This is a genomic window from Rathayibacter sp. VKM Ac-2762, assembly GCF_009866585.1.
Classification (GTDB): domain Bacteria; phylum Actinomycetota; class Actinomycetes; order Actinomycetales; family Microbacteriaceae; genus Rathayibacter.
Genome location: NZ_CP047419.1, coordinates 872,820 through 897,234, shown reverse-complemented (window position 1 = coordinate 897,234; position 24,415 = coordinate 872,820). Strand labels below are relative to the sequence as shown.

The following is a 24,415-nucleotide window of genomic DNA, read 5'->3' as shown; positions in this document are numbered from 1 at the left end:
CGGGACGCCGGGCCCCGGCCGACGCGGAGCGCAGGCCGCGGGACCGTCCGCACCAGTCGAGGATAACGGGAACTCGCCGGTCCGCGTCGGAGGGAGCGTCTGAACGCGGACCGCCCTCCGCTCCGGCCGGGCCGGTGGGGAGGGCGGATCGCGTCAGCGGACGACGGTGCGGATCAGCTGCAGGGCGTCAGGCGCTCCACCGCCTCGGACAGCGTGTCCGTGCTGCCGAGCAGGATCACCTGCGTCGCCTTGGACGCGGAGATGTCGGCGAGGACCGCCCGGGGCACGCAGGTGGGCTGGACCGCGAAGAGCGGGCTCCCGGTGTAGCCCGCCGCCGTGGCTCCGGCCAGGGCGTCGGGGAACTTCTCACCGGTCGCGAGGTAGACGGTCTTCGCCGAGGTGAAGGCCGCCTTGTTCAGCTTCTCCGAGGTGTCGTACCGGTCGGTCCCGCCGATGCGGGTGATCACCGGGCCCGTGATCGAGCGCTCGATGCCGGTGCTGACCGAGAGCGAGGAGCCCGCGATGGTCAGCGTCCTGATCTTGAGGCCGCTGATGATCTGCTGGGTGAGGGGGTCCACCGTGGAGCCGGTGCCGTTGGTCAGCACCACCGGAGCGTCCTTCGCGCCGGCCGCGGCGCTGGCGCTCAGAGCGTCGGGGAACTTCTCGCCCGTCGCCAGCCAAGCCCTCGAGGAGCCGGTGGGGAAGGCGTACTGCAGGATCTTCTTCGACGTGTCGTAGCGGTCGACTCCGCCGAGGCGCGTGATGTTCCTGTTCGTCGCGTACCCGGCCAGGTCGCTGTAGACCTGGCTGCCGACGCTGAGCTCGGAGCCGACGACGACGATCTTCGCGGGCTTGAGACGCGTCAGCTCGGTGCGGACGACCTGGCTCATCGAGTCGCGGTCGACCAGGAGCAGCGGCCCGCCCGCCTTGGCCGCGGCGGGTCCGGCGCTGAGCGCGTCCGGGAAGTTCTGCCCGGTGGCGACGTAGACGACGGGGACGTTCGCCGGGAAGGTGCGCTTGGACACCTCGACCGCGGTGCCCTGACGGTCGGTGCCCGAGATGCGCGAGACGACCGGCGAGCCGGCGGGCGGGGCCGTCGGAGTGGTGGTCGGCGCGGGCGTGACCGGAGGAGTGGTCGGGGTCGGCGTGACCGGCGGGGTGGTCGCGGTGGCCGTCGGGGACGGCGTGACCGGCGGGGTGGTGGCTCCGCTTCCCGTCACACGGACCGCGGCGTCCGACGTGATGGTCGCTCCGCGGGGCTGCTCCACCCTGCCGTTGCTGATGCCGGTGACCTGGAGCAGGCTGCTCACGCGGTCCTTGTAGGCGTCGTAGGCGCTGGACGGGATCGTCACGGTGACCTTGGACTGATCGTTGTCCGCGACGACCTGGGCGGGGATCCGCTCGGTCCTGCTGGGACCGACGTAGGCGGTGAGCCCCTGGAGGTCGTAGAAGCCGGGCTGGTTGGACTCGAGGACGACGGTGTCGCCGCCCTTCACGTCCGGCACCTCAGCGGCGTTGCTGTAGGCGAAGTAGGCGGCGCTGCGCTGGAGCGTCTGCGCCGTCCCGCTGAGGTCGACCCCGCCGACGCCGCCGCTGCCGGAGGCTCCGGCGACGGAGAGGGTGGCCGACGTGGTCAGCTCGTAGCCGCTGTCGACCGGCTGGCCGATCGGCTCCCGGGGGTTCTTGATCGGCTGCTTCTGCGCCGTGATCTGGAGGGCGACGGTTCCACTGCCGAACGAGGCGAGGGGCTGCTTCAGGTCGATGCGGAAGCCGCGGCTCCCGGACGCGAGCTTCGCCGACCCGGCGAGGTCGTAGTCACCGATCGCCCAGTTGTAGGTCGTGAACGCCGGATAGGAACCCGTCGGCCGAGCGGAGTCGGAGAGCGTGACGTCGAGCGCGGTGACGTCGCCCGCGACGGGACTGATCTGGGCGGCCGAGAACGTCTCGGTGGTCGACCAGTTGTAGGGACTCGTCAGCGCGACCATCCGGCTCTCCGCGGCGGCGGCCGCTCCGGCTCCTGTCGTCACTCCGAGGACGACGGCTGCCGTGCTCGCGACCGCGATGGCGGTGCGCCTCCACCTCGCTCGCGTCGTCGTCTGCGGTCGGGATGTGGTCATGGCGAGTTCCCCCTCGTCGTGGTCCTCGTGCCGAGCACTCCCGTCGGCACGTCCGTCGCGGTGCCCGCGCTGGGGCACACGTGTCGGTCCGGGCAGCCTAACCGTGCGGAGCGGCGTCCCGGGGAGGGGAGGGCGCCGCCGACCACCGGGATCGTCGACCGGTCCGCCCGCACGAGGCTGTGCTCACGCTCGGATCCGCACCGGTCGGAGTGGTCCTGCAGGAGCGACGGGCGAACTCCGGGCTCTCTCGGGCTCGACGGGCGAGGGGCCTCGTCGAGGATCCTTTCGCCCTTTCCGACCCCGACCGGGGCGCATGGCGGGGCGGTTCGCGGTCGGGTCCGGCGCGTCAGCCCTGGATCGGGGCGGTTCGGCCGACCAGGCAGGCGCCGGTTGCGATCGGTGCCGCGATCACCGCCCGCACCCCGCCGCTCTTCGGGCCGTACTGGCCGATGAGGCACGACTCCCCGAGCTTGACGGAGACCTGCACCGAGTCCGCGTCGAGTCCGACCGAGGTCTCGTCCGCTGTCAGCTGCATCGACTCGCGGGAGAACCCCGCCGCGACGAGCGCGTCGACCACGCTGGAGCCGCTCACCTCCGGATCGGGCTCGGCCGCCGCGCGAAGGGTCTGCTCGAACACGGGGAGGTTCTGCTCCGTCGTCCCGCCCGGCACGAAGGCGACGGGTGCGGCGGACTCCGCCGGTGCCGGCGCCTCGGCCGCGGAGGAGGACACCACGGGGTCCGGCGCCGACGGCGACGTGCAGCCGGAGAGGCAGACGGCGAGACCGCCGAGCACGAGCGCGATGCGGGCCGCTCGGTTCCGTGTCACGCCCGGCTCCTCCCGACCGGGACGGCTCTCGCTCCGGTCCCCCGGATCAGAACGGGGTCTCCCCGGATCCTACCGAGAGACCGGGAGCGCCTCCGCCGACGCCCGCCGCCACCGGCGGCTCGGGCGCGGCATCACCGCGGTCATGGCCCGACGCGCCCCAGTCCCCCGCCGCGGCGCCCTCGCGCGGCGCCTCCTCGCTCCACGCGGGCTCGGCGGCAGGGGCGGGAGCAGAGGCGCGCCCGACGGTCTTCGTGAAGCTGCTGGTCCCCCAGGCGAGGTCGTGCCCGATGCCCTCGGCCGTGAGGACCACATCCGTACCGGCCTTGCCTCCCGCCTCCCAGGCCCTCACCCCGAGCCGCCCGGTGACGAGGATCCGGTCGCCGCGCGACAGGGAGGACAGCGCGTTGCCGGCCAGGCCGTTGAACGCGGTGACGGTGTACCAGTTGGTCGAGACGTCGACCCAGCGCTGCTCCGAGCGGTCGTAGCGCCGCTGCGTCGAGGCGAGCCGGAAGCTGGTCATCGCGGTGCCGCTGGAGGTGTCGATGCTCCGGGGCTCGGTGCCGATGGTCCCGATGACGGTCAGCGTGTCGGTCATGGTCGTGTCCTCTCTACTCCTGCCCCGCCACGGCTGCGACGGGCACGGCGCCCGGGCGGAGGGGGCTGGTACCGCTCGGGCGCCGCAGGGCCAGTGTCGCGACGAAGGGCCCGCCTCCGAGGTGGAGGCGGGCCCTTCTGGGGAGAGGACGAGCGGATCGTCCCCTGTGGAGGAGCGTTACGACGCGGTGATGTACCTCGAGTAGGACTTGCGGATCTTGTTCACCTTGGGCAGTGCGACCGCCATGCAGTAGCCCTGGCCCGGGTTCTTCGCGAAGAAGTCCTGGTGGTAGTCCTCGGCGGGGTAGTAGACGCCCAGCGGCGAGATCTCGGTGACGATCGGGCCGTCCCACCACTCGGACGCACGGTCGCGCGCGGTCTCGAACAGCTCCTTCTCCTCGTCGGAGGAGTAGAACATCGCCGAGCGGTACTGCGTGCCGACGTCGTTGCCCTGGCGGTTCAGCTGTCGCGGGTCGTGCAGGGTGAAGAAGACGTCGAGGACGACCTGCTCGGGGATGACCTCGGGGTCGAAGGTGACGGCGACGGCCTCGGCGTGGCCGGTGCGCCCGGAGCAGACGTCCTCGTAGTCGGGCTCGGTCGTGCGGCCGCCGGTGTAGCCGGAGACGACGTCGGTCACGCCGTCGAGGACGCGGTAGACGGCGTCCAGACACCAGAAGCATCCTCCGGCGAGTACGAATGTGCGCATTGCGTGTGACTCACTTCCTGTCGCGTCGACGCGTCCGGGGTGCCGGAGGCGTCAGTCGGTCCAACACGCTCACCGCCCCCTGCATTCCGCGGATCCGCCCCCTGCAATAGAGTCGCGGCGTGAGCTACGACGCCGCCCCCGCCCGCTACGACCGCATGGACTACCGACGCACCGGACGGAGCGGCCTGCTGCTGCCCGCCCTGTCGCTGGGCCTCTGGCACAACTTCGGATCCGACCGCTCCCTCGACACGCAGCGCGCGATCCTCCGCCGCGCGTTCGACCTGGGCGTCACCCACTTCGACCTCGCGAACAACTACGGACCGCCCTACGGCGCCGCCGAGACGGCCTTCGGCCGCATCCTCGCGGAGGACCTCCGCCCGTACCGCGACGAGATCGTCATCTCGTCCAAGGCCGGATACGACATGTGGCCCGGCCCGTACGGGGACGGCGGCTCGCGCAAGTACCTGCTCTCCTCGCTCGACCAGAGCCTGCAGCGGATCGGCGTCGACTACGTGGACGTCTTCTACTCGCACCGGCCGGACCCGGAGACTCCGATCGAGGAGACCATGGGCGCTCTCGTCTCGGCGGTGGAGTCGGGCAAGGCGCTCTACGCCGGCATCTCGAACTACTCGCCCGAGCAGACCCGGGCCGCGCAGGCGGCACTGGCGGGCAGCGGAGTGCCGCTCCTCCTGCACCAGCCCCGCTACTCGCTCTTCGACCGCGGACCCGAGGACGGCCTCTTCCCCGTGCTCGACGAGCTCGGCACCGGCTGCATCGTCTTCTCGCCGCTGGCGCAGGGGCTCCTGACGGACCGCTACCTCGACGGCACCGTGCCGGAGGGGTCCCGTGCGGCGACGTCGCGCTTCCTCTCCTCCGACCGGATCGACGAGGCGTACCTGACGCGCGCCCGCGGCCTGAACGCGATCGCGCAGCAGCGCGGCCAGTCGCTGGCCCAGCTCGCCCTGAGCTGGGTGCTCCGGGTGCCCACCGTCACGAGCGCCATCATCGGCGCGTCGAGCGTCGCGCAGCTCGAGCAGAACGTCGCCGCGCTGGACGCCGGCCCCCTCTCGCAGGAGGAGATCGACGCGATCGAGGAGTTCGCGGTGCACGGCACGACCCTGCGCTGACGCCCCGGCGGGGATGTCGGTGGTCGGCCGTAGTCTGCGACAGCACTCGGCCGGTGGGTGCTCCGAGACTCGAGCAGGAGGAACCGATGTCCCTGTCCACGCTGCACGCCACCCGCACCCCGCCGACGCTCACCCGGGTCAACGCCCGGCTGTGGCGCGTGAGCACCGGCTCGGGCGCCGTGGTCGGTCACATCGAGCTGGTCGAGGATCCGCTCGGCGAGCGGTACCGCGCCCGGCTGCTGCGGGCGGGCATGCCCGCCGGCGCCGAGCTCGGCGAGTTCTGGAGCGTCGACGACGCGATCGAGGTCTTCCGCGTCGCCTGACGCGCCGATCCGCCCGGTCGGCGGCGTGCCGACCGGGCCGCGGCGACCGCCCCGGATAGCGTTCGCCCCATGCAGTGGTGGAACGAGTTCATGTCCTGGATCCGCACGAGCGACGGGCACCAGGCGGTCTTCACGGCCGCTGTGGTCCTGCTGGCCGTGGTGGTCGGAGCGATCGTGATCGCCTCCGTCTTCCGAGCGTCCATCGCGCGCCTCATCCGTCAGCAGGATCACGAGCGGAAGAACGCGGTCATCGCGACGCTCGTCGACGCCGCGGTCGACGCCTCGGCCTGGAACGTCCTCAGCAGCCCGGAGCGCGTCCTCAGCGACCGCGCGTCCGCGCAGGCCGAGACGCACCTGCGCCTCCTGCCCGTCAAGGGCTCCGGAGTCGCGGCCAACTGGGCCGCTCACGAGCTCGCCGAGCTGAAGCACACGTCGAGCACCGGCGGCTACCAGACGCAGGCGAGCGTGGGCGAGTTCCGCGACCGCCTCGTGCAGTGGCGGGACAAGCCCGGGCGCGCCCGGAAGGCCTTCCTCGCCGACCTCGAGCGCTGGCGCTTCTCGGAGACGGGTCGAGACCGCTCCGCCGAGTCCGCTCCGTCGTCCGACCGGGCCGCGAGCACCGCCGAGGCCGCTCCCCAGCGCACCGCTCCCCCGGCCGCCGCACCGACCGCCGTCGCACCGGTCGTCGTCGGCGCGGGCTCCGCCTCCGGCTCTGCAGCCCCGCAGACGCCCACGATCGTCCTCCCCGCGTCGGCCGGGGACGCCTCGCAGGAGGAGACCCGCCGCCTGCTCGCCGACGTCGACCGCCTGGAGGTGCCATCGCGCGAGCGTCCCGTGGAGGAGCTGCCGCCCGTCGACCCGCAGCGCTCGGCTCCTGCCGCCCAGCCGCAGCCGGACGCGGAGCACGACGCGACGCCGTCGGCTCCGGCCGACGGAGACCGCGACGGCGTGCCGGCCGACGACGAGGCGGTCGTCCGGGCGGACGAGGCCCGGTTCGAGCGGTCCGCCTCGGACGACGACCGAGGCCAGGAGCGCAGCTCGGTCTGAGTGCTCCCGACCACGAGAAGAAGGCCCCGATCGCGAGTGCGATCGGGGCCTTCTCCGTGGTGCGGGCGGTGCGTGTACTGACTAGCTGTGTGCATCACGTGCACGGGCGACTCGGCCGACCAGTACGGCGAGGGGCGCCGCGACGATCGTCCACGCGACGGCGATTCCACCGAGGATGGCGAGGAGCAGCATGGTCGTACCTCCGTTCGTTACGTCGTTGTAATTCCGGACACCCCAAGACTAGGTGCCTGAATGACACTCAAACGACTTCGGGTGGGAAACACGCCGGTGTTGCCTCCGATTTGCCGGTGTGTTACTGGTGGAGCGACCGCGAGTCCTCGTCCGAGGGTCACCGGAGCGGAGGAAAACCCCGTGGGTGCCGGGCGTCACTCCTCGGAGGAGCGCAGCGCCGCTCGAGAAGAGGCCGCGACGCGGTCGAAGGACGGGCGCGAGGCGTCGACGCTGATCCGCACGCCACCGGGACAAGACTAGGGACGGCGACCGGCGCGCTCCCGATCCGATGGTGCCCCCGGCAGGAATCGAACCTGCGACCAAGAGATTAGAAGGCTCCTGCTCTATCCGCTGAGCTACGGGGGCGGACTGCGACCACGATACCGAAGCGCAGGGGCCGCGCCCGCCGGGGCCTAGGCGCCCCGGACGAGTCCCAGCACTCCCACGACCAGGGAGACCACGGCGAGGGCGAGCGACACGCCGATGAGCACCGTGTGCACGCGGAGGAAGGTCGTCGCGCGGCCGTCCGCGTCGCGCGCCCGCGGGTCCTTGCGGACGCGGCGGAGGAAGGGCGGCCAGACGATCGCGTTCCACACGGCGTTGACGATCAGGAGGCAGCAGGCGAGCGTGATCACGAGGGTCCAGTGTAGGAGGAGCGGGACGGCCGGACCGGGTGTCGGCGGCCGCCGATAGACTGCCCCGCATGAGTAGCGCCCCCGACCGTCTTGTCTGGATCGACTGCGAGATGACGGGGCTCGACCTCTCCGTCGACGAGCTCGTCGAGATCGCCGTCGTCGTCACCGACTTCGAGCTGAACCCGCTCGACGAGGGGCTCTCCCTCGTCATCCGGCCCGACGCGACCGCGCTCGAGAACATGGGCGACTTCGTCCGGTCGATGCACGAGACCTCCGGGCTGCTGGTCGAGATCCCCTCCGGCGTCAGCGTCGCGGAGGCCGAGTACGAGGTGCTGGAGTACGTGCTGAAGCACGTCCCGGCGGAGCAGCAGGCCCCCCTCGCCGGCAACTCGATCGGCACCGACCGCGCCTTCCTCGCGAAGTTCATGCCGCGCCTCGACGGCCACCTGCACTACCGCAACGTCGACGTCAGCACGATCAAGGAGCTGGCACGGCGGTGGTTCCCGCGCATCTACTTCAACGCGCCCAAGAAGCACGGCGGACACCGCGCTCTCGCCGACATCCTCGAGAGCATCCGCGAGCTGCAGTACTACCGCCGTGCCGTGTTCGTGGAGCAGCCGGGGCCGAGCACCGCCGAGGTGCAGGCCGTGTCGGCCGCCGTCGTGGACGAGTTCGCCTCGCGGATGTAGTACTCTCGTACAGTTGCTTCGGCGGGTCACCCCGCCGGAACACGCTCCTGGTGGGTATAGCTCAGTTGGCAGAGCGCCTGGTTGTGGTCTAGGAGGTCGCGGGTTCGAGCCCCGTTACTCACCCCAGTGGCTGTGCATGCAGCGGAAGAGGCCCGGAGTTCCGACTCCGGGCCTCTTCGCACATCCGGCGACCGGCAGCGATCGCCGACGCAGAGAGGTCCCGGATGCTCGAGCTGGACGAGGACGCCTTCGAAGCCCTGGTGATCTCCGAGCTCGACGCGCTCCCGGACGACATGGTCGACGGGCTCGACAACGTCGTGTTCGTCGTGGAGGACCGGCCCGAGGACGGGACCCTGGATCTGCTCGGCTACTACGACGGCGTCGCCCTCACCGAGCGTGAGCGCTACGGCTTCGGCGAGATGCCCGACCGCATCGTGCTGTTCCGCGAGCCGCACCTCGCCGCGTGCGACGATCTGGACGCGCTGCGCGACGAGATCCACGTCACCCTCGTCCACGAGATCGCCCACTTCTACGGCATCGACGACGACCGGCTGCACGAGCTCGGCTGGGCCTGATCACCGCCGAGGGCGAGCCTCTCACCGGCATCCGCGCGTCGCCGCGCTCGGCGGGGACCCCTCAGCCGCGCACCGCTCCCCCGCCGCCCGTGTCCAGCACGAGGTCGGCGTTCTCCCGGGGCCGCTCCCGAGCGCGGTAGGAGCGGAAGTCGCGGTCCCAGGCGTCCCAGTGCGGAGCGAAGAGCTCGCCGTCGCGCTCGAGCGCACGCACGCGCCGCACCTCGTCGTCGGCCTCCAGCCAGACCACCAGATCGGCGTGGCGACGCGCGGCGGCGCCGGCCGACCCGCAGCCCTCCAGCACCAGAAGCGTCTCGCGGACGACGCGGCGCCCGGCCGTCGTCCCCGCGGCCCAGTTCCAGGGCCGCCAGTGCGCCGCGAGGCCGAGGCCGTGGGGGCGGACGAGCGTCCCGGCCGTCTCCCGCGACGCCCGGTCCAGGCCCGTCCAGCCGGGGTAGAGGTCGTCCATCCGCACGAGCGCGACCGACGGTGCCGCCGGCGCGAGACGGAGCTGCTCGACCAGCGCGCGCGCGAACGTCGACTTGCCGGAGCCGCTCGGTCCGTCCAGCAGCACCGTCCGACGACGCCGCGCGATCACGGAGCGGGCGAGGTCGCCCGCCGTGTGATCCGTCAGCGGCAGGATCCGCTCAGCCATGCAGGACGAAGCTCCAGGAGCCGGTGACGACGGCGGCGGTCACGGCGACGGCAGCGATCAGCACTCCGCCCGCGAGCAGCAGGAGGTCGCCGGCTCCGAGGCGCGACTGCCGCGCCCAGGTGCGCGGGACGCCGGAGCCGAAGCCCTTCGCCTCCATCGCCGTCGCGAGCCTGCTCCCCCGCCGGATGGCCAGCACGAGCAGCGAGAACGTGCGGGCCGCGAGGCTGCGGAGCGCCTCGACGGGCCCGCGGCCGTCGGCGACCCCACGGGCCCGGCGGGCCATCGACAGGGTGCGCCAGTCGTCGACGAGCAGACCGACGAGCCGCATGCCCGCGAGAGCGCCGAGCACGAAGCGCGAGGGCAGGCGCAGGATCTGCGCGAGGCCGTCCGCCAGGTCCGTCGGGTCGGTGGTGGCGATGAGGACCACGCTCGGCAGTCCGATCGCCAGGACGCGCAGCGCGATGGCCAGCCCGAGGGCGACGGATCCCTCTGTGACCGAGACGATGAGGAACTCCGCGTAGACGGCGCCGCTGTCACGCCCGTAGAGGACTGTCGAGAGGCCGGCGAGCGGAGCCGCGATCCAGACGGGAGCCGTCCGCCGCACGAGCTCACCCGCCCGGAGCCCCGCGAAGGGCAGAACCAGCAGCTCGAGCGCCAGCGCCGTCGCCGCGGAGACCGCATCGACCGTGAGGAGGAGCGCGAACGCGATGACCAGGCTGGCGAGGAGCTTGGCGACCGGGTTGGCCCGGGCGATCCGGCTGCGCGCGGGAACGGAGTCGAGGAGCGTCATCCCGACACCGCCTCGCGGGCGCCGAGGGTGACGACCGAGTCGGCGAGGGCGGCGACCAGCGCCTCGTCGTGGGTGACGGCGAGCACCGCCGTGCCCGCGTCGCGCTGCTCGGCGAGGAGGTCGACGAGCACCTCCCAGGTCAGGCGGTCCTGCCCGAACGTCGGCTCGTCGAGGACGAGCACGGACGGCGACCGGGTGAGGGCGGACGCGACGGCCAGGCGCCGCTTCTCGCCTCCGGAGAGGGTGAACGGATTGGCGTCGGCGAGGTGCGCGAGGCCGAGGCGCTCCAGGAGCTCCTCCGCCCGATGCCGCTCCGTCTCGTCGCGGGCGCCCAGCGCGAGCTCGGCGCGCACGCGAGCGGTGAGGAACTGGTGCTCCGGCTCCTGGAACACCATCGCGATCCGTCCGGCGAGCTGAGCCGAGGTCCAGCGGATCGGCTCGGGGCCCGCACCGGCGCGGAACGACTCGGAGGCGGTCACCCGCCCCGCGACCGGCGGCAGGAGACCGGCCAGCGTGAGCGCGAGGGTCGACTTCCCCGCGCCGTTGGGTCCCAGCACGGCCGTGGCCCGCGCGGAGTCGACGGCGAGCTCGAGCCCCGAGGCCACGATGGTCGAGCGGCGGCGCCCGAGGACGGGCCGGCCGATGGCGAGGTCGTGCGCGCTCAGGGCGGCGGGCGAGGGCAGCACGCTCGCCCCGCGCCGGGCGGGGGTGTCACCGGGCAGCCAGACGCCGGAGGCGCGGAGCACGTCGTGCGTTCGATCGAGGACCTCGACCGGAGCGCCGTCGGCGACGACCGCGCCGTCCCGCCCGAGCACCACGACCCGGTCGACGAGGCCGACCCACACGTCGACCCGGTGCTCGACGACGATCAGCGTCGCCCCCGTGCGGGCGGCCGTGCGCTCCACCGCCGCCCGCACCTCGCGTACACCGTCCGGATCGAGGTTGGCGGTGGGCTCGTCGAGGAGCAGGAGCCGCGGACGCATGGCGAGCACACCCGCCAGAGCGAGCCTCTGCTTCTGCCCGCCCGAGAGCGCCGAGGTGGAGTGGTCCAACGGCACGTCGAGCCCGACGTCGCCGAGTGCCTCCCGCACCCGCGCGGGGATCTCCTCGCGCGGCACGCCGAGGTTCTCGCAGGCGAACGCGACGTCGTCGCCGACCCGCGCCAGGACCGCCTGAGTGTCCGGATCCTGCAGCACGAGCCCCGCGACACCGCGCCGGGTGAGCGGCGCGGCTCCGTCGATCTCGAGCTCGCCCGCCGCGGAGCCGTCCTCCTCCCCGCCGAGGACGCCGGCCAGGGCGTGCAGCAGCGTGCTCTTTCCCGCGCCGGAGGGGCCGAGGAGCAGCACGCGCTCCCCCGGCTCCAGCGCGAGATCGAGGCCGGAGAGGGCGTCGCGGGAGCGTCCCGCGTGCCGCCAGCTCCAGCCCCGCGCCCGGACGGAGGCGCCGCTCATCGAGCGCCCGCGCCGGCTCCCTCGACCGTCCGGCCCTCGCGCCCGGAGGCGAAGCGGTCCAGCGCTCCCGAGGCCGCGAGCCCCCGCACCGCGAACCAGGACAGCAGCCCGGCCAGGAGCGCGCCCGAGACGATCGAGGAGGCGACGTAGACGGTCTTGAAGAGCACGTCGTTGACGGCGTAGTACGACAGCAGGTCGTTGATCGCGAGGGCCAGCCCGGCACCGGCACCGGCCAGCATCGCGACGAGCGGACGGCCGCTGCGGTAGAGGAAGAGCGCCAGGACGATCTCCGCGCCGAGTCCCTGCACGAGTCCGGAGATCAGCACGGTGAAGCCCCACTGGGTGCCGATCAGAGCCGACACGGCCGCGGCGACCAGCTCGGTGTAGAGCGCGGCTCCGGGCTTGCGGATGATCAGGCCGCCGAGGACGCCGGCGAAGAGCCAGCCGCCGCCGAGGAGCCCGCCGAGCCCGGGCAGGAACTCGAAGGCGAGGCCGAGGACGTTCGTCGCCAGGCCCCAGGCCCAGAAGACGATCCCGCTCGCGACGGCGACGACGCTCGCCACCACGATGTCGACGACCCGCCAGCGCAGATCGCGCCGGGCCGGGGCGGAGGAGGTGAGGTTCTGCGCGTTCGTGTTCTGCGCGTTCGTGTTCTGCGCGTTCGTGTTCTGCGCGTTCGTGTTCTGCACTGACGTGCCCTTTCGTGGAAGCGAATGGAGGGCACGGGTTGGTAAGAGGAGATCGAAACGTTCCTTCGCTGGCATGACCCAGATCAGGTTCGACGGTCGAAGGCTGCTGCCTTCCTCTCAGCCCGGTGCACCGGACTCCCGTGTTCGTCGGCAATCATAGACGTCATGTCGTGGTCGGTGGTCGTCGTCCTGGCCGTGCTGCTGATCGTCCTGCTGCAGGCCCTGCTCTGGCAGCGCCGTGCGCGGATCCGCCGCGAGCTGCTCAGCTACGGCACGCGGGTGCCGGCGCGCGTCGTCGGGCCGGATCCGGCACGCGGCGATCGCGATTCGGCACGGGATCTGGGCAGGCTCCTGGTCGTCTACCGGACCGCCGAGGGTGTGGAGAAGCGCGCGCAGAAGTACCCGCTGAAGCGGGGGGACGCGTGGATGGCCGGTGAGCCCGCCGCGGTGATCTACGACCCCCGCCGGCCGGACGACGCCGAGCGGCTGATCGTCGGCTTCGGCCGGACGAAGAAGAAGTGGTACCCCGCGCGCCAGCAGCGCGCCAGCTGACGCGGGGCCGCTCCGGCTACTTCTTGAGGGCGCGGATGATGCGCGCGAGGGCCTTGCCGGTCACCCACACGAAGGGGATGCCGACGGCGAGGACCGAGATAACGTTCGGCTGGAACCGCAGGCCGAGGTCGTCCTTGATGTACGCGCCGATCGGGATGACCGTGGCGCCGCCGCCTCCGCCGCCGCCCTCCTGGCCGTCCTCGGAGCCGCTGCCTCCGCCGAAGCCGAACCAGCGGAGGGCGACGGGGACGAGCGAGACGCCGTCGACGGTGACGGGCTCGCCGTAGATCGTCGCGGTACCCGCGGTGGTGACGGTGTCGGCCAGGGAGACTGCGATGTTGGGCATGGTGCGACGGTACTCCGCGGCTCTCCGCGGCGACAAGCGGCCCGCCGGGGCGCACAGGACTCGTCCATGGACCTCCGGGGACCTGCTGCCATGATCGACGGATGTCCGCCCGCACCCGCCGCCGCCGCCCCGTGCGCTCGGCCGCGGTGGCGGTCGCGAGCCTCGTGCTCGCCGCCTTCCTCGCCTTCCACCGCGCGCTGCCCGATCCGATCGGCTGGCTGTCGGTCCTCGAGGTCGGGATCCCGTGGACGGGGCTCCTCGTGTTGCTCCTCATCGCGGCCGCGGCGGCCCTCCGGTCGCGCCGGACGGCGGCCGCGGTCACCGTGCTGGCGATGGTCTACGGCGTGCTGGTGCTGCCGGTCGCGCTTCCGGCGCCGGCCGTGCGCTCCGGCTCGTTCACCGTCGTCAGCCAGAACATCGAGACGAGCGGCGACGCCGGTGGGCTGGCCGCCTCGCTCGCCGCCCGCGGCCCCGACGTGATCGCGCTGCAGGAGCTCGACGGAGACGCCGTGGACGCGGTCGACGCCGAGCTGGCCGACGAGTACCCGTACTCGTCCGTCTCGAGCACCGTCGGCGTCTGGAGCCGGACCGAGCTGACCGACGAGGAGCCGCTCGACCTCGGTCTCGGCTGGGAGCGCGCGCTCGCCGTCGACGTCGACACGCCGGTCGGCAGCGCGCGCCTGTTCGTGGTGCACCTGGCCTCGTTCCGGCCGGGCGACCACGAGGAGCGGGACACCATGCTCTCGAACCTCGCCACCGCTCTCCGAGACGACGAGTCGGAGCGGACGCTGGTCATCGGCGATTTCAACACGCCGACGGACGACCACCTGTTCGCTCCGGTGCTGGCGGAGGCGGGCCTCGTCCGCACGGGCGGTGTCGGCTTCCCGGCGACCTGGCCGTCCCTGCTGCCGCTCGTCTCGCTCGACCACGCGCTCGCCGACGGCGTCACCGCCGCGACCGTCGCGGTCCTGCCGCCGAACGGCTCCGACCACCGCCCGATCAGTCTGACGATCGGTTCCGCGTAGCGAGCGTGTCGCTGAGGTCGATCCCCTTGGCCGACTCGGGAGCCGACCGGGACAGGAGCGAGGCGGGACGCACGGCCCCGGAGCCGAAGCGGGCGGCCACGCCGTCGACCGCGAGCTCCGCGTCGCGCCAGTCGTCGGAGTCGCTCCACAGGGAGAACGCGACGTCGTCGCCCTCGACCAGCTGCTCGCCGCGCACGCCGATCAGCCGCACGGGCCGCCGCATCGGGTTGGCCGCCTCGAGGAGCGCGGAGGAGGCCTCGTAGAGGACCCGGGCCACGTCCGTCGCCTCGACGAGCGTGCGGGAGCGGGTGAGGGTGCTGAAGTCGCCGAAGCGCACCTTCACCGCGACGGTGCGGCAGCGCACTCCCGAGCGGCGCATCCGCACGGCGACCTTGTCGCAGAGCCGCAGCAGCTCACGACGGACGAGCTCGGGGTCGGCCACGTCGTCGGCGAACGTGATCTCGTGTCCGGCGCTCTTCTCGATCTGGCGGGTGTCGACCGGCCGCGGATCCACCCCGTTCGCCAGGGCGTGCAGGCGCCTCCCGGTCGCCTCGCCGAGGGCGGACACCAGCGACGGCAGCGGGGTGGTCGCGACGTCGGCGACGGTGCGCAGACCGCGGCGCAGAAGCGCCTCCTCCGTGCTCGCGCCGACTCCCCACAGCGCGCTCACGGGCAGCGGATCGAGGAACTCGCGGACGCCGTCGGCGGGGACGACCAGCAGACCGTCGGGCTTGGAGCGGCCGGAGGCGAGTTTGGCGACGAACTTGGTGCTGGCGATCCCGACCGAGCAGGTCAGTCCGAGCTCGGCGTGCACCCGGCGGCGGATCTCGGTGCCGATCGCGAACGGTGAGCCCGAGATGCGGCGGGCACCCGCGACGTCGAGGAACGCCTCGTCGATGCTCAGACGCTCGACCAGCGGCGTGAAGGAGTCGAAGATCGCCATGACGCGGCGAGAGGCCTCGCGGTAGCGCTCCATGTGCGGCTCGAGGACCACGGCCTGCGGGCAGCGGCGGAGGGCGACCGCCATGGGCATCGCCGAGTTGACGCCGTAGCGGCGCGCCTCGTACGTCGCCGCTGTGACGACGGAGCGCGCTCCGTGGTGGCCCACGATGACCGGCCTCCCGCGCAGATCCGGCCGGTCGAGCAGCTCGACGGAGGCGAAGAACGCGTCCATGTCGATGTGCATGATGCTCGCGCGCGGGTCGTCGAAGGGCTCGGTCGTGGCCTGCCGCCCCGTGCCGTCCTGCTTGCTCATGCGGTGCCGTCCTGCTCACTCACGCCGCGCCGTCCTGCCTGCTCACGCCGCTCCGTCCTTCTCGCCCACGCCTCGGGACATGCTCGCACGCACCACCGACATCGGCCGCTCGACCGCTGCGCCCGGGCCGGCCGGGAATGAGCGCCGACCACTCGCGGTTGACCCGAGCACCACGACGCTCCGGAGAGACCATGACGCACGAGCAGCCCGACTCCCCCACCGCCACCGAGACCGGCCCCGGCGCCGAGATGAGCCGCTGGCTCGATCTGCAGGACCGCGCCCACCGCGCCTTCGAGCTCCGGCTGAGCGCCGTCGAGGACTGGTCGGCCCCCACGCCCGACACCGAGTGGGACACGCGCGCTCTGGTGCTGCACGTCGTCCGCGAGCAGCAGCGCGCGCACACGCTCCTCTCGGGGGGCGACGAGTCGGCGCTGCGCCTCGAGTCCGTCGCCACCGATCTGAGGAGCGAGTGGCGTCGCGTGACCGACCGCCTGCGCGACGCTGTCCGCACCGTCGACCCGGCGGCGACCGTACAGCTGGGGCGCGACACCGTCAGCGCCGTCGAGCTGCTGCAGGAGCAGACGGCAGACGTGACCGTCCACGCCTGGGACCTCGCCCGCGCGACCGGCAGCGACGAGCGGCTGGACGAGGAGCTCGTCGCAGCGGTCTGGGAGCTCTTCGCACCCCAGGAGGAGACCCTGCGCGCGAGCGGCCTCTACGCCGCGCCCGTGCCGGTCGACGACGCCGCCTCCCTCCAGAGCCGCCTGCTCGCCATCACCGGACGCGACGACCGCCTCGCCGCCTGACGGCCCGGCGCCCGAACGCCGTCAAGGCCTGGGGGCGTCCAGGGACGCCGCGGCAGGATGGAGGGGACCACGAACACGGGGCGACCCGCCCCGACGAGGAGAGGAACGTCCATGACACGCATCGCCGTCATCGGAGCCCACGGCAAGGTGGGGCAGCAGATCCTGCACCTGCTCTACGACGCCGGCCACGAGTCGGTCGGAGTGATCCGCAACCCCGATCACGCCGAGGACATCGTCCGGCTGGGCGGCGAGCCGCTCGTGCACGACCTCGAGGACACGACGCCCGAGGCCTTCGCCGAGGCGCTGGGCCACGTCGACGGCATGGTCTTCACCGCCGGAGCCGGACCCGACTCGGGCCCGGAGCGCAAGCGCACCGTCGACCTGGGGGCGTCCGTCCTCAGCCAGAAGGCCGCCGCGATCGTCGGGGTCCAGCACTTCGTGCAGGTCAGCGCGATCGGTGTGGACGAGCCGCTCCCCGAGGACACGGAGGAGGGCTGGAAGGCCTACGTCGAGGCCAAGCGCGACGCCGACGCGGCACTGCGCGACTCCGGCCTCGACTACACGATCCTCCGCCCGGGCGGGCTGACGGACGACGAGGGCACCGGCACGATCACGCTGGGCACCTCCGTCGAGAAGGGGAGCATCCCCCGAGCGGACGTCGCCGCCACGGTGATCGCCGCCCTGGCGCAGCCGACCTCCATCGCGAAGACGTGGGAGATCGTCTCCGGTCCCACCCCGATCGAGGACGCGGTGGCTCAGGGAGCCTGAGCCCCGGCACCTCCTCCTAGAGTGGGGCGGGTGAGCACCCACCCGCCCCGCCCCTGGATCCGCAGCTACGCGCCCGGCGTGCCGACGGAGCTCGAGCTCCCGACCGGCTCGCTCGTCGACATCGTCACCGAGTCGGCCGAGCGGTATCCCCACCAGGTCGCGCTCGAGTTCTTCGGCCGTTCGACCAGCTACTCCCAGCTCGCCGACGAGGTGGAGCGGGCCGCAGAGGGCCTCCGCCGCCTGGGCGTCCGCGCGGGCGATCCTGTCGCCCTCGTCCTCCCGAACTGCCCGCAGCACGTCGTCGCCTTCTACGCCGTCCTCCGGCTCGGCGCCGTGGTGGTCGAGCACAACCCGCTCTACACCCCGCGCGAGCTGCGCCACCAGTTCGAGGACCACGGCGCTCGTGTCGCGATCGCCTGGAACCGCGTCGTGCCGACGGTGCAGGACCTCCCGGCCGACCTCGGCGTCGAGACCGTCGTCGCCGTCGACCTCACCCGCGCGATGCCCGCCTCGATGCGCGCAGCCCTCCGCCTGCCGCTGAAGAAGGCCCGGGAGTCGCGCGCCGCGCTGACCGGGCCGGTCCGCGGCGCGATCGAGTGGGAGACGCTGCTGCGCCGGCGGATCGACCCGGCGCACCCGCGCCCGGTCGCGGAGGACCTCGCGGTCATCCAGTACACGAGCGGCACGACCGGCACGCCCAAGGGCGCCGAGCTGACCCACGCGAACCTGACGGCGAACGCCGCCCAGTCGCGCGCCTGGGTGCCGACGGTCCGCCGCGGCGACTGCGTGGTCTACGCGGTGCTCCCCATGTTCCACGCCTACGGGCTGACGCTCTGCCTCACCTTCGCGATGAGCATGGGCGCGCGCCTGGTGCTGTTCCCGAAGTTCGACCCGGAGCTGGTGCTGAAGGTCGTCAAGAAGCACCCCGCCACCTTCCTCCCGGCCGTTCCGCCGATCGCGGAGCGCCTGGCGCGCAGCGCGCAGCAGCGGGGTGTCTCCCTCCGCGGCATCGAGATCGCCATCTCCGGCGCGATGCCGCTCGACCCGGCGCTGGTCGAGTCGTTCGAGGCGCTGACCGGAGGAACGCTCGTCGAGGGCTACGGCCTCTCGGAGACCTCTCCGGTCCTGATGGCCAACCCGGTCGGTCCGACGCGACGCGCCGGGACGGTCGGGCTTCCGCTGCCCGGCACCGACGTGCGGATCGTCGACCCCGAGGATCCCGACACGGAGGTGGCGACCGGCGAGCATGGCGAGCTGGTCGTGCGCGGTCCGCAGGTGTTCCGGGGCTACCACCGCAAGCCCGACGAGACGGCGGCGACCTTCACCGGCGACGGCTGGTTCCGCACCGGCGACATCGCGACGATCGACGAGGACGGCTTCGTGCGCATCGTCGACCGGATCAAGGAGCTCGTGATCACGGGCGGCTTCAACGTCTCGCCGTCCGAGGTGGAGGAGGTGCTGCTCCGCCTGCCCGAGATCAAGGAGGTGGCGGTGGTCGGCCTGCCCGATCCGCGCAGCGGCGAGTCCGTGGCGGCGGCGGTCGTCCTGGAGCCGGGCGCGCAGCTCGACGTCGCAGCCGCCCGCAAGGCCGTCCGGGAGGCGCTGACCCCCTACAAGGTGCCCAAGCGGATCACCGTCGTCGACGAGCTGCCGCGGAGCATGATCGGCAAGGTCCTCCGCCGCCAGGTGAAGGCGATGCTGACCGACGAGGACTAGCCCGGAACGAGCGAGGGCCCCCGACCACTGTCCGTGATCGGGGGCCCTCTGCAACGAGGCTAGAAGCCGAAGTCGCCGCCTCCGAAGTCGCCGCCCCCGCCGAAGTCGCCTCCGCCACCGAAGTCGCCGCCGCCGGAGTCGCCCCAGCCGCCGCCGTCTCCGGCGTCCGCACCGGAGGCGTCCGCACCTCCCGCATCCGCCCCGCCGTCGGCCGAGGCGTCTCCCCCGCCGTCACCGCCGGCGTAGTCGCCTCCCGCATCGGGAAGGAACGCGCCAGCGATGGCCGAGCCGATCGCGAACCCGGCGATCGTGCCGAGCATCGAGGAGGCGAGGACGCCGCCGAAGCCCATGCCTCCGCCGCCGGAGAAGCGCCGCTCCATGAATCCGGGCTGGCGCAGCTCGCTCCGCGTGGCGGACTGGGCGAGCGTGCGGGGGTCGTCGTCCTTCGGCGCGTCGCCGACAGGGGCCCCCTCGCTGAGCTCTCGGAAGACCTGCTGGCGCTGCTCCGGGGTCAGCTGCTCGAAGGCCTCGCGGTGCACCTGCTCGATCGCCTCGGGCGGCGCGGTGCGGAGGAGGTAGCGGTAGCGCTCGATGGCACGCTCATCGTCGGTGCGCGGAGACGTCGCCGGAGGGGAGCCGTACTCGGGCCTGCGGTCCGCGGCCTGCGGCGGCGCGTACGTCGAGCGGCGTGCGCTCTCGGGCTGCTCGTCGCGGCCCAGCAGTCGGTCCAGGAATCCCATGATCTCCTCCTCGGCGCCCGACGGACGCACACCGCCACCGTAGGCCTCTCACCGCTCCGGGTGCTGAGCGTTCTCTCAGAGGCTGCTCGGAGCGGGGGCAACGGTCACTTCTGCTTCGGGATGACCACCCACATCACGAGGTAGGCGATGATCTGCGGCCCCGGGAGGAGGCACGAGAGCACGAACAGGAGACGCACCACGAAGGGGCTCCAGCCGAATCGGCGGGCGAGACCGGCACAGACGCCGGCGATGATCCTGCCCCGACGGGGGCGCACGAGAGTAGCCATGACTCCACTCTGGCGCAGGGCGCCTGAGCGGGGCATCCGGGAAACCCCCTACTCCTGCGCGGGAGTCCCGTCGAGCTCCTCGGGCCGGAACGCTCCGACCGAGCGGGCGAAGGCGGCGGCGCGCTCGGCGTCGGCCTCCGGCCAGACCACGTGGAAGCGCTCGAAGACCACGTCGCCGATGCCGCCCGGTGAGACGCGGGCGAAGTAGCGGCGGTGGCCGTCGAGCCAGGAGGCGCGCGTGCGGTCCCCCTCGCCCTCGGCCCAGGCGAACGCGTCGTCGACGGAGTCGAGCGGACCGGTCCGAACCTCGTCCGTCACGAGGACGACACGCGCCGCTCCCGCGCCGTCGCAGACGATCCAGTGGTCGCCCGCGACGGGTGCCCCCTCCTCGGCGAGAGACGCCGTGGCCGTCTTCACTCCGCGCCGCACGAGGCCCAGCAGCTCGTCCGCCATCGCCGTGCTGTCGCCGAACGCCTCGACCGGCGGGAGCGCTTCGTCGACTCCCGGATGCGTGGAGCGGTACTCCGCCCAGAGGAGCGCCGCCGAGGCGGCGTCGGCGTCGGGGAGGGCCGTGCGCTCCGGCGCGGCGGGCACGAGCGCCACGATGTTCGCCCCGGCAAGGGAGGCGGGATCGTCGGGGTGGTTGTCGGGCGTGGTGACCGTGGCGAAGGGCCAATGCTGCTGGAGCCAGCGGCGCGCGTAGGCGTCGAGCTCCTCCTCGAGCCGCGAGCCCCGGACGGCGGGGACGACCCACCAGGAGGCCTCGGCGGAGTCGCCGCCGCCGGGCCGGACGCTCAGAGCGCCCAGCGCCTCGGTGCGGTCCGGGCCGACGAGCAGGAACGCGTGCGCTCTGCCCGCACGCGACTCCTCCTCGAGGCGCAGGAGACCGCGCACGTCGTCGCCGAGAGACGCCGACGGCAGGGCGGCCGGATCGTCCCCGCGGAGGAGAGCCGCGAGCCACGGTCTCTGCTCGCCGATCACCGCGTGCAGGAGGTCCGCGTCGCTGGAGACGAGAGGACGCAGGAGGGCGCCCGCCGGCAGCTCGAGCCGCGCGGGAAGGGGCGCGTCGCCGGTTCCACCGCTCATGACCGCACCTCCCCGCGCACCGGCTCAGCCGGCCGCGCGCTCCAGGACGAGCTCGCGGACGCGGGCGGCGTCGGCCTGCCCCTTCATGGCCTTCATCACGGCACCGATCACGGCACCGGCGGCCTGCACCTTGCCGTCGCGGATCTTCGCGAGCACGTCGGGCTGCGAGGCCAGTGCCGCGTCGATCGCCTCGATGAGCGCTCCGTCGTCCGAGACGACCGCGAGTCCACGGGCGTCGACGACCTCCTGCGGGGTGCCCTCTCCGGCGATGACGCCCTGGAGGACCTCGCGGGCGAGGCGGTCGGTCAGCGTGCCGCTCTCGATCAGACCGGCGAGCTCGGCGACCTGGGCCGGGGTGACCAGGGAGGCCGGGTCCTCGCCCGCCGCGTTCGCGAGGCGCGCGATCTCCCCGGTCCACCACTTGCGGGCCGCCTGCGGAGCGGCTCCCGCGGAGACGGTCTCGGTGATCTCGACCAGCAGGCCGCTGTTGGCGACGTCCTGGAACTCGAGGTCGGTGAAGCCCCACTCCTGCTTGAGGCGGCGACGGCGGTCGGCGGGCTTCTCGGGGAGCGCGGCGCGCAGCTCCTCGATCAACTCCGGGCTCGGCACGACCGGGAGCAGGTCGGGCTCCGGGAAGTAGCGGTAGTCGTCGGCGTCGCTCTTGGGCCGGCCCGCGGAGGTGCGGCCGGTGTCCTCGTGCCAGTGGCGCGTCTCCTGCGTGATCGTGCCGCCCGCGGCGAGGATCGCCGCCTGGCGCTGGATCTCGTAGCGGACGGCGCGCTCGACCGAGCGGAGCGAGTTGACGTTCTTGGTCTCGGTGCGGGTGCCGAGCTTCTCCTGGCCGATCGGGCGGAGCGAGACGTTCGCGTCGCAGCGCAGGTTGCCGCGCTCCATCTTGGCGTCCGAGATGCCGAGCGCCAGCACGATGTCGCGGATCGTCGCGACGTAGGCCTTCGCGTACTCGGGCGCGCTCTTCCCCGCGCCGTAGATCGGCTTCGTGACGATCTCGACGAGCGGGACCCCCGCGCGGTTGTAGTCCACGAGCGAGTACTCGGCGCCCTGGATGCGGCCGGTGGCGCCGCCGACGTGCGTGAGCTTGCCGGCGTCCTCCTCCATGTGCGCGCGCTCGATCGGGATCTGCACGAGCGAGCCGTCGGCCAGCTCGATCTCGACCGAGCCCTCGAAGGCGATCGGCTCGTCGAACTGCGAGATCTGGTAGTTCTTCGCCAGGTCCGGGTAGAAGTAGTTCTTGCGCGCGAAGCGGCTGGACGGGGCGATCGAGCAGCCCAGGGCGAGGCCGAGGCTGATCGAGTAGCGGACGGCCTGCTCGTTCACGACCGGCAGCGAGCCCGGGAGGCCGAGGTCGACCGGGGTCACGTTCGTGTTGGGCTCGGACCCGAACTCGTTCGGCGCGTCCGAGAACATCTTGGTCTTCGTGTTGAGCTCGACGTGCACCTCGAAGCCGAGCACCGGCTCGAAGGTCTCGAAGACCTCGTCGTAGTCCATCAGCTCGGGAGCGGACGTGTGCGCGGAGGCCATCAGACGGCACCTTCCTCGGTCGCGGAGAGCACGGAGTGGGTCAGGTCGGGGGCCTGCGCGAGGAGCGGGCGGCCCCACTTCTCCTCGAGCAGCGCCTCGAGCGCGGCGCCCACGGTGTAGAGGCGCACGTCCTCCCGGGCGGGAGCGAGGAACTGGATGCCGACGGGCAGCCCGTCCTCGTCGGCGAGGCCGGCGGGGACGGAGATGCCGGGGATGCCGGCCAGGTTCGCCGGGATGGTCGCGACGTCGCCGCGGTACATCGCCAGCGGGTCGTCGAGCTTCTCGCCGAGGCGGTAGGCGGTCGTCGGCGCCGTCGGCGAGGCGATCACGTCGACGTTGGCGAAGGCCGCGTCGAAGTCCCGCTGCACCAGGGTCCGGACCTTCTGCGCGCTGCCGTAGTAGGCGTCGTAGTAGCCGGCCGAGAGCGCGTAGGTGCCGAGGATGATCCGGCGCTTGACCTCGGGGCCGAAGCCCTGCTCGCGGGTCGCGGACATGACCTGCTCGACCGTGCCGCCGCCCTCCGGCGTGACGCGGAGGCCGAACCGGACCGAGTCGAACTTGGCGAGGTTGCTGGAGGCCTCCGCGGGGAGGATCAGGTAGTAGGCGGCGACCGCGTGCTCGACGCTCGGGAGGCTCACCTCGACGACCTCGGCTCCGGCGCCCTGCAGGATCTCGAGCGCCTCGTGGAAGCGCGCCAGCACGCCGGGCTGGAAGCCCTCGCCGCCGTCGAGCTCCTTGACCACGCCGATCCGGAGGCCCGTCACGTCGGCGCGGCGCACCGCGTCGGCGAAGGAGGGCCAGGAGTCGCGCAGCGACGTCGAGTCGCGCGGGTCGTGGCCCGCGATGACGTCGTGCAGCAGGGCGGAGTCGAGGACCGTCCGGGAGACGGGGCCGATCTGGTCGAGGCTCGAGGCGAGCGCGATCGCTCCGTAGCGGGACACGCCGCCGTAGGTCGGCTTCACGCCGACGGTGCCGGTCACGTGCGCGGGCTGGCGGATCGATCCCCCGGTGTCCGAGCCGAGGGCCAGGGGCGCCTCGTAGCTCGCGACGGCCGCGGCGGATCCGCCGCCGGAGCCGCCGGGGATGCGGTCGAGGTCCCACGGGTTGTGGGTGGGGCCGTAGGCGCTGCGCTCGGTGGTCGAGCCCATCGCGAACTCGTCCATGTTGGTCTTGCCGATCGGGACCAGCCCGGCCTCGCGGACCTTGCGCATGACGGTCGCGTCGTAGGGCGGGCGCCAGCCCTCGAGGATGCGGGAGCCGCTCGTGGTCGGCATGTCGTTCGTGACGATGACGTCCTTGACGGCGAGAGGCACTCCGGCGAGGGGGTGCAGCGACTCGCCGTCGGCCCGCCGGCGGTCGATCGCCTCGGCGGACGCGACCGCGCCCTCGCGCGCGACGTGGAGGAAGGCGTGGACCGCTCCGTCGACCGCGTCGATGCGCTCGAGGTGGGCGCGGGTGGCCTCGACCGAGGAGACCGAGCCGTCGGCCAGCTTCTCGGAGAGGGCGGACGCGCTGAGGCGGACGAGCTCGTCGCCGTGCGCGCTCACTGCTCCTCCCCCAGGATCGCGGAGACCTGGAAGCGGCTGCCGTCGTGCTCGGGCGCGCCGGAGAGGGCCTGCTCGAGCGTGAGGGTCTCGCCGACCACGTCGGGCCGGAAGACGTTCTCGAGCGGGATCGGGTGGCTGGTCGCCGGCACGTCGGGCGTGGCGACGGCCTGGACCGCGCGCACGGAGTCGACGATCTGGCCGAGCTCCCTGGTGAGGCTCCCGATCTCGTCGGAAGTGAGGTCGATCCTGGCCAGCTGGGCCAGATGGGCGACCGTGTCGGCCGTGATCTCGGACAT

27 protein-coding genes, 2 tRNA genes and 1 riboswitch are annotated in these 24,415 nt (G+C 72.8%); of the genes, 11 read left to right on the top strand and 18 right to left on the bottom strand.

All coding sequences use genetic code 11. The annotated features are described in order from the left end of the window. Nucleotides 1–173: 173 nt before the first annotated feature. From GTU71_RS04295 to msrA, 4 genes are all read right to left on the bottom strand, one after another. Complete coding sequence (locus tag GTU71_RS04295; RefSeq protein ID WP_159939368.1) at nt 174–2,117, bottom strand: cell wall-binding repeat-containing protein; 1,944 nt, start codon at nt 2,115–2,117, stop codon at nt 174–176. A gap of 346 nt (nt 2,118–2,463) precedes the next feature. Beyond that, a complete protein-coding gene (locus GTU71_RS04290; RefSeq protein ID WP_104283591.1) occupies nt 2,464–2,943 on the bottom strand; it encodes a hypothetical protein in 480 nt (159 codons plus the stop codon). Between the two features lie 46 nt (nt 2,944–2,989). Further along, nucleotides 2,990–3,538, bottom strand: coding sequence for a single-stranded DNA-binding protein (locus tag GTU71_RS04285; RefSeq protein ID WP_104232526.1), 549 nt, complete (start codon nt 3,536–3,538; stop codon nt 2,990–2,992). A 177-nt stretch (nt 3,539–3,715) separates the two neighbouring features. After that, a complete protein-coding gene (gene msrA, locus GTU71_RS04280) occupies nt 3,716–4,243 on the bottom strand; it encodes a peptide-methionine (S)-S-oxide reductase MsrA (protein ID WP_104223713.1) in 528 nt (175 codons plus the stop codon). A 119-nt stretch (nt 4,244–4,362) separates the two neighbouring features. Between msrA and GTU71_RS04275 the strand changes: the two genes are divergently transcribed. From GTU71_RS04275 to GTU71_RS04265, 3 genes are all read left to right on the top strand, one after another. Then, nucleotides 4,363–5,370, top strand: a complete 1,008-nt coding sequence (locus GTU71_RS04275) for an aldo/keto reductase (protein WP_104223714.1) — start codon at nt 4,363–4,365, stop codon at nt 5,368–5,370. A gap of 86 nt (nt 5,371–5,456) precedes the next feature. After that, nucleotides 5,457–5,693 (top strand): hypothetical protein, encoded by a 237-nt coding sequence (locus GTU71_RS04270; protein ID WP_104223715.1) that lies wholly within the window; start codon nt 5,457–5,459, stop codon nt 5,691–5,693. 69 nt (nt 5,694–5,762) lie between these two features. Then, the gene (locus tag GTU71_RS04265; protein WP_159939367.1) at nt 5,763–6,740 is read left to right on the top strand and encodes a hypothetical protein; all 978 of its coding nucleotides are present in this window, start codon (nt 5,763–5,765) and stop codon (nt 6,738–6,740) included. Between the two features lie 521 nt (nt 6,741–7,261). Here the strand turns inward: GTU71_RS04265 and GTU71_RS04260 are convergent. Next, a tRNA-Arg gene (locus GTU71_RS04260) sits at nt 7,262–7,337 on the bottom strand. Between the two features lie 47 nt (nt 7,338–7,384). Continuing rightward, nucleotides 7,385–7,606: a hypothetical protein gene (locus GTU71_RS04255; RefSeq protein ID WP_104223717.1), complete on the bottom strand. Its 222-nt coding sequence runs from the start codon at nt 7,604–7,606 to the stop codon at nt 7,385–7,387. Nucleotides 7,607–7,674: 68 nt separating this feature from the next. Between GTU71_RS04255 and orn the strand changes: the two genes are divergently transcribed. The 3 genes from orn to GTU71_RS04240 all read left to right on the top strand — a co-directional run bounded on the left by orn (nt 7,675) and on the right by GTU71_RS04240 (nt 8,870). Then, nucleotides 7,675–8,295: an oligoribonuclease gene (gene orn, locus GTU71_RS04250; RefSeq protein WP_104223718.1), complete on the top strand. Its 621-nt coding sequence runs from the start codon at nt 7,675–7,677 to the stop codon at nt 8,293–8,295. A 50-nt stretch (nt 8,296–8,345) separates the two neighbouring features. Beyond that, nucleotides 8,346–8,421: transfer RNA gene (locus tag GTU71_RS04245), tRNA-His, on the top strand. A gap of 98 nt (nt 8,422–8,519) precedes the next feature. Then, nucleotides 8,520–8,870 carry a metallopeptidase family protein gene (locus GTU71_RS04240; RefSeq protein ID WP_104223719.1) on the top strand — a complete coding sequence of 117 codons (351 nt, stop codon included), beginning with the start codon at nt 8,520–8,522 and terminating at the stop codon, nt 8,868–8,870. A 61-nt stretch (nt 8,871–8,931) separates the two neighbouring features. Here GTU71_RS04240 and GTU71_RS04235 read toward each other — a convergent pair whose 3' ends face one another. From GTU71_RS04235 to GTU71_RS04220, 4 genes are read right to left on the bottom strand one after another with little or no spacing between them, the layout of a single operon-like run. After that, on the bottom strand, nt 8,932–9,522 hold the full coding sequence (locus GTU71_RS04235; protein ID WP_159939366.1) for a hypothetical protein: 591 nt from the start codon (nt 9,520–9,522) through the stop codon (nt 8,932–8,934). After that, the gene (locus GTU71_RS04230; protein ID WP_104223720.1) at nt 9,515–10,312 is read right to left on the bottom strand and encodes an energy-coupling factor transporter transmembrane component T; all 798 of its coding nucleotides are present in this window, start codon (nt 10,310–10,312) and stop codon (nt 9,515–9,517) included. The genes GTU71_RS04235 and GTU71_RS04230 overlap by 8 nt, the downstream gene beginning before the upstream one ends. Next, nucleotides 10,309–11,763 carry an ATP-binding cassette domain-containing protein gene (locus GTU71_RS04225; protein WP_159939365.1) on the bottom strand — a complete coding sequence of 485 codons (1,455 nt, stop codon included), beginning with the start codon at nt 11,761–11,763 and terminating at the stop codon, nt 10,309–10,311. The genes GTU71_RS04230 and GTU71_RS04225 overlap by 4 nt, the downstream gene beginning before the upstream one ends. Next, the gene (locus tag GTU71_RS04220) at nt 11,760–12,353 is read right to left on the bottom strand and encodes an ECF transporter S component (RefSeq protein ID WP_244230671.1); all 594 of its coding nucleotides are present in this window, start codon (nt 12,351–12,353) and stop codon (nt 11,760–11,762) included. The genes GTU71_RS04225 and GTU71_RS04220 overlap by 4 nt, the downstream gene beginning before the upstream one ends. Before the next feature lie 142 nt (nt 12,354–12,495). Beyond that, nucleotides 12,496–12,603, bottom strand: a riboswitch (TPP riboswitch). A gap of 14 nt (nt 12,604–12,617) precedes the next feature. Here GTU71_RS04220 and GTU71_RS04215 point away from each other — a divergent pair. After that, nucleotides 12,618–13,004, top strand: a complete 387-nt coding sequence (locus GTU71_RS04215; protein WP_104223723.1) for a DUF3592 domain-containing protein — start codon at nt 12,618–12,620, stop codon at nt 13,002–13,004. A 16-nt stretch (nt 13,005–13,020) separates the two neighbouring features. Here the strand turns inward: GTU71_RS04215 and GTU71_RS04210 are convergent, their stop codons facing one another. Then, nucleotides 13,021–13,350: a hypothetical protein gene (locus tag GTU71_RS04210; protein WP_104223724.1), complete on the bottom strand. Its 330-nt coding sequence runs from the start codon at nt 13,348–13,350 to the stop codon at nt 13,021–13,023. Nucleotides 13,351–13,451: 101 nt separating this feature from the next. On the opposite strand from GTU71_RS04210, the gene GTU71_RS04205 reads away from it, so the two are divergent. After that, complete coding sequence (locus tag GTU71_RS04205) at nt 13,452–14,375, top strand: endonuclease/exonuclease/phosphatase family protein (protein WP_104250548.1); 924 nt, start codon at nt 13,452–13,454, stop codon at nt 14,373–14,375. On the opposite strand, the gene dinB is transcribed toward GTU71_RS04205, so the two are convergent. Then, on the bottom strand, nt 14,350–15,630 hold the full coding sequence (gene dinB / locus GTU71_RS04200; RefSeq protein WP_159939363.1) for a DNA polymerase IV: 1,281 nt from the start codon (nt 15,628–15,630) through the stop codon (nt 14,350–14,352). The genes GTU71_RS04205 and dinB overlap by 26 nt on opposite strands. A gap of 191 nt (nt 15,631–15,821) precedes the next feature. On the opposite strand from dinB, the gene GTU71_RS04195 reads away from it, so the two are divergent. The 3 genes from GTU71_RS04195 to GTU71_RS04185 all read left to right on the top strand — a co-directional run bounded on the left by GTU71_RS04195 (nt 15,822) and on the right by GTU71_RS04185 (nt 18,920). Beyond that, complete coding sequence (locus GTU71_RS04195; protein ID WP_244229430.1) at nt 15,822–16,436, top strand: TIGR03086 family metal-binding protein; 615 nt, start codon at nt 15,822–15,824, stop codon at nt 16,434–16,436. A gap of 111 nt (nt 16,437–16,547) precedes the next feature. Then, nucleotides 16,548–17,204, top strand: a complete 657-nt coding sequence (locus GTU71_RS04190; protein WP_104223727.1) for an SDR family oxidoreductase — start codon at nt 16,548–16,550, stop codon at nt 17,202–17,204. A 30-nt stretch (nt 17,205–17,234) separates the two neighbouring features. After that, nucleotides 17,235–18,920, top strand: coding sequence for a long-chain-fatty-acid--CoA ligase (locus GTU71_RS04185; RefSeq protein ID WP_159939362.1), 1,686 nt, complete (start codon nt 17,235–17,237; stop codon nt 18,918–18,920). A 59-nt stretch (nt 18,921–18,979) separates the two neighbouring features. Here the strand turns inward: GTU71_RS04185 and GTU71_RS04180 are convergent, their stop codons facing one another. The 6 genes from GTU71_RS04180 to gatC all read right to left on the bottom strand — a co-directional run bounded on the left by GTU71_RS04180 (nt 18,980) and on the right by gatC (nt 24,415). Further along, nucleotides 18,980–19,660, bottom strand: a complete 681-nt coding sequence (locus tag GTU71_RS04180; RefSeq protein ID WP_104232676.1) for a hypothetical protein — start codon at nt 19,658–19,660, stop codon at nt 18,980–18,982. Between the two features lie 104 nt (nt 19,661–19,764). Then, a complete protein-coding gene (locus tag GTU71_RS04175) occupies nt 19,765–19,947 on the bottom strand; it encodes a PspC domain-containing protein (protein ID WP_104223873.1) in 183 nt (60 codons plus the stop codon). 48 nt (nt 19,948–19,995) lie between these two features. Then, nucleotides 19,996–21,033, bottom strand: a complete 1,038-nt coding sequence (locus tag GTU71_RS04170) for an ASCH domain-containing protein (protein WP_159939361.1) — start codon at nt 21,031–21,033, stop codon at nt 19,996–19,998. A 24-nt stretch (nt 21,034–21,057) separates the two neighbouring features. Next, on the bottom strand, nt 21,058–22,572 hold the full coding sequence (gene gatB, locus GTU71_RS04165) for an Asp-tRNA(Asn)/Glu-tRNA(Gln) amidotransferase subunit GatB (RefSeq protein ID WP_104269086.1): 1,515 nt from the start codon (nt 22,570–22,572) through the stop codon (nt 21,058–21,060). After that, on the bottom strand, nt 22,572–24,119 hold the full coding sequence (gene gatA / locus GTU71_RS04160) for an Asp-tRNA(Asn)/Glu-tRNA(Gln) amidotransferase subunit GatA (protein WP_104239402.1): 1,548 nt from the start codon (nt 24,117–24,119) through the stop codon (nt 22,572–22,574). Before gatA ends, gatB begins: the two co-directional genes overlap by 1 nt. Beyond that, a complete protein-coding gene (gatC, locus tag GTU71_RS04155; RefSeq protein ID WP_104223877.1) occupies nt 24,116–24,415 on the bottom strand; it encodes an Asp-tRNA(Asn)/Glu-tRNA(Gln) amidotransferase subunit GatC in 300 nt (99 codons plus the stop codon). Before gatC ends, gatA begins: the two co-directional genes overlap by 4 nt.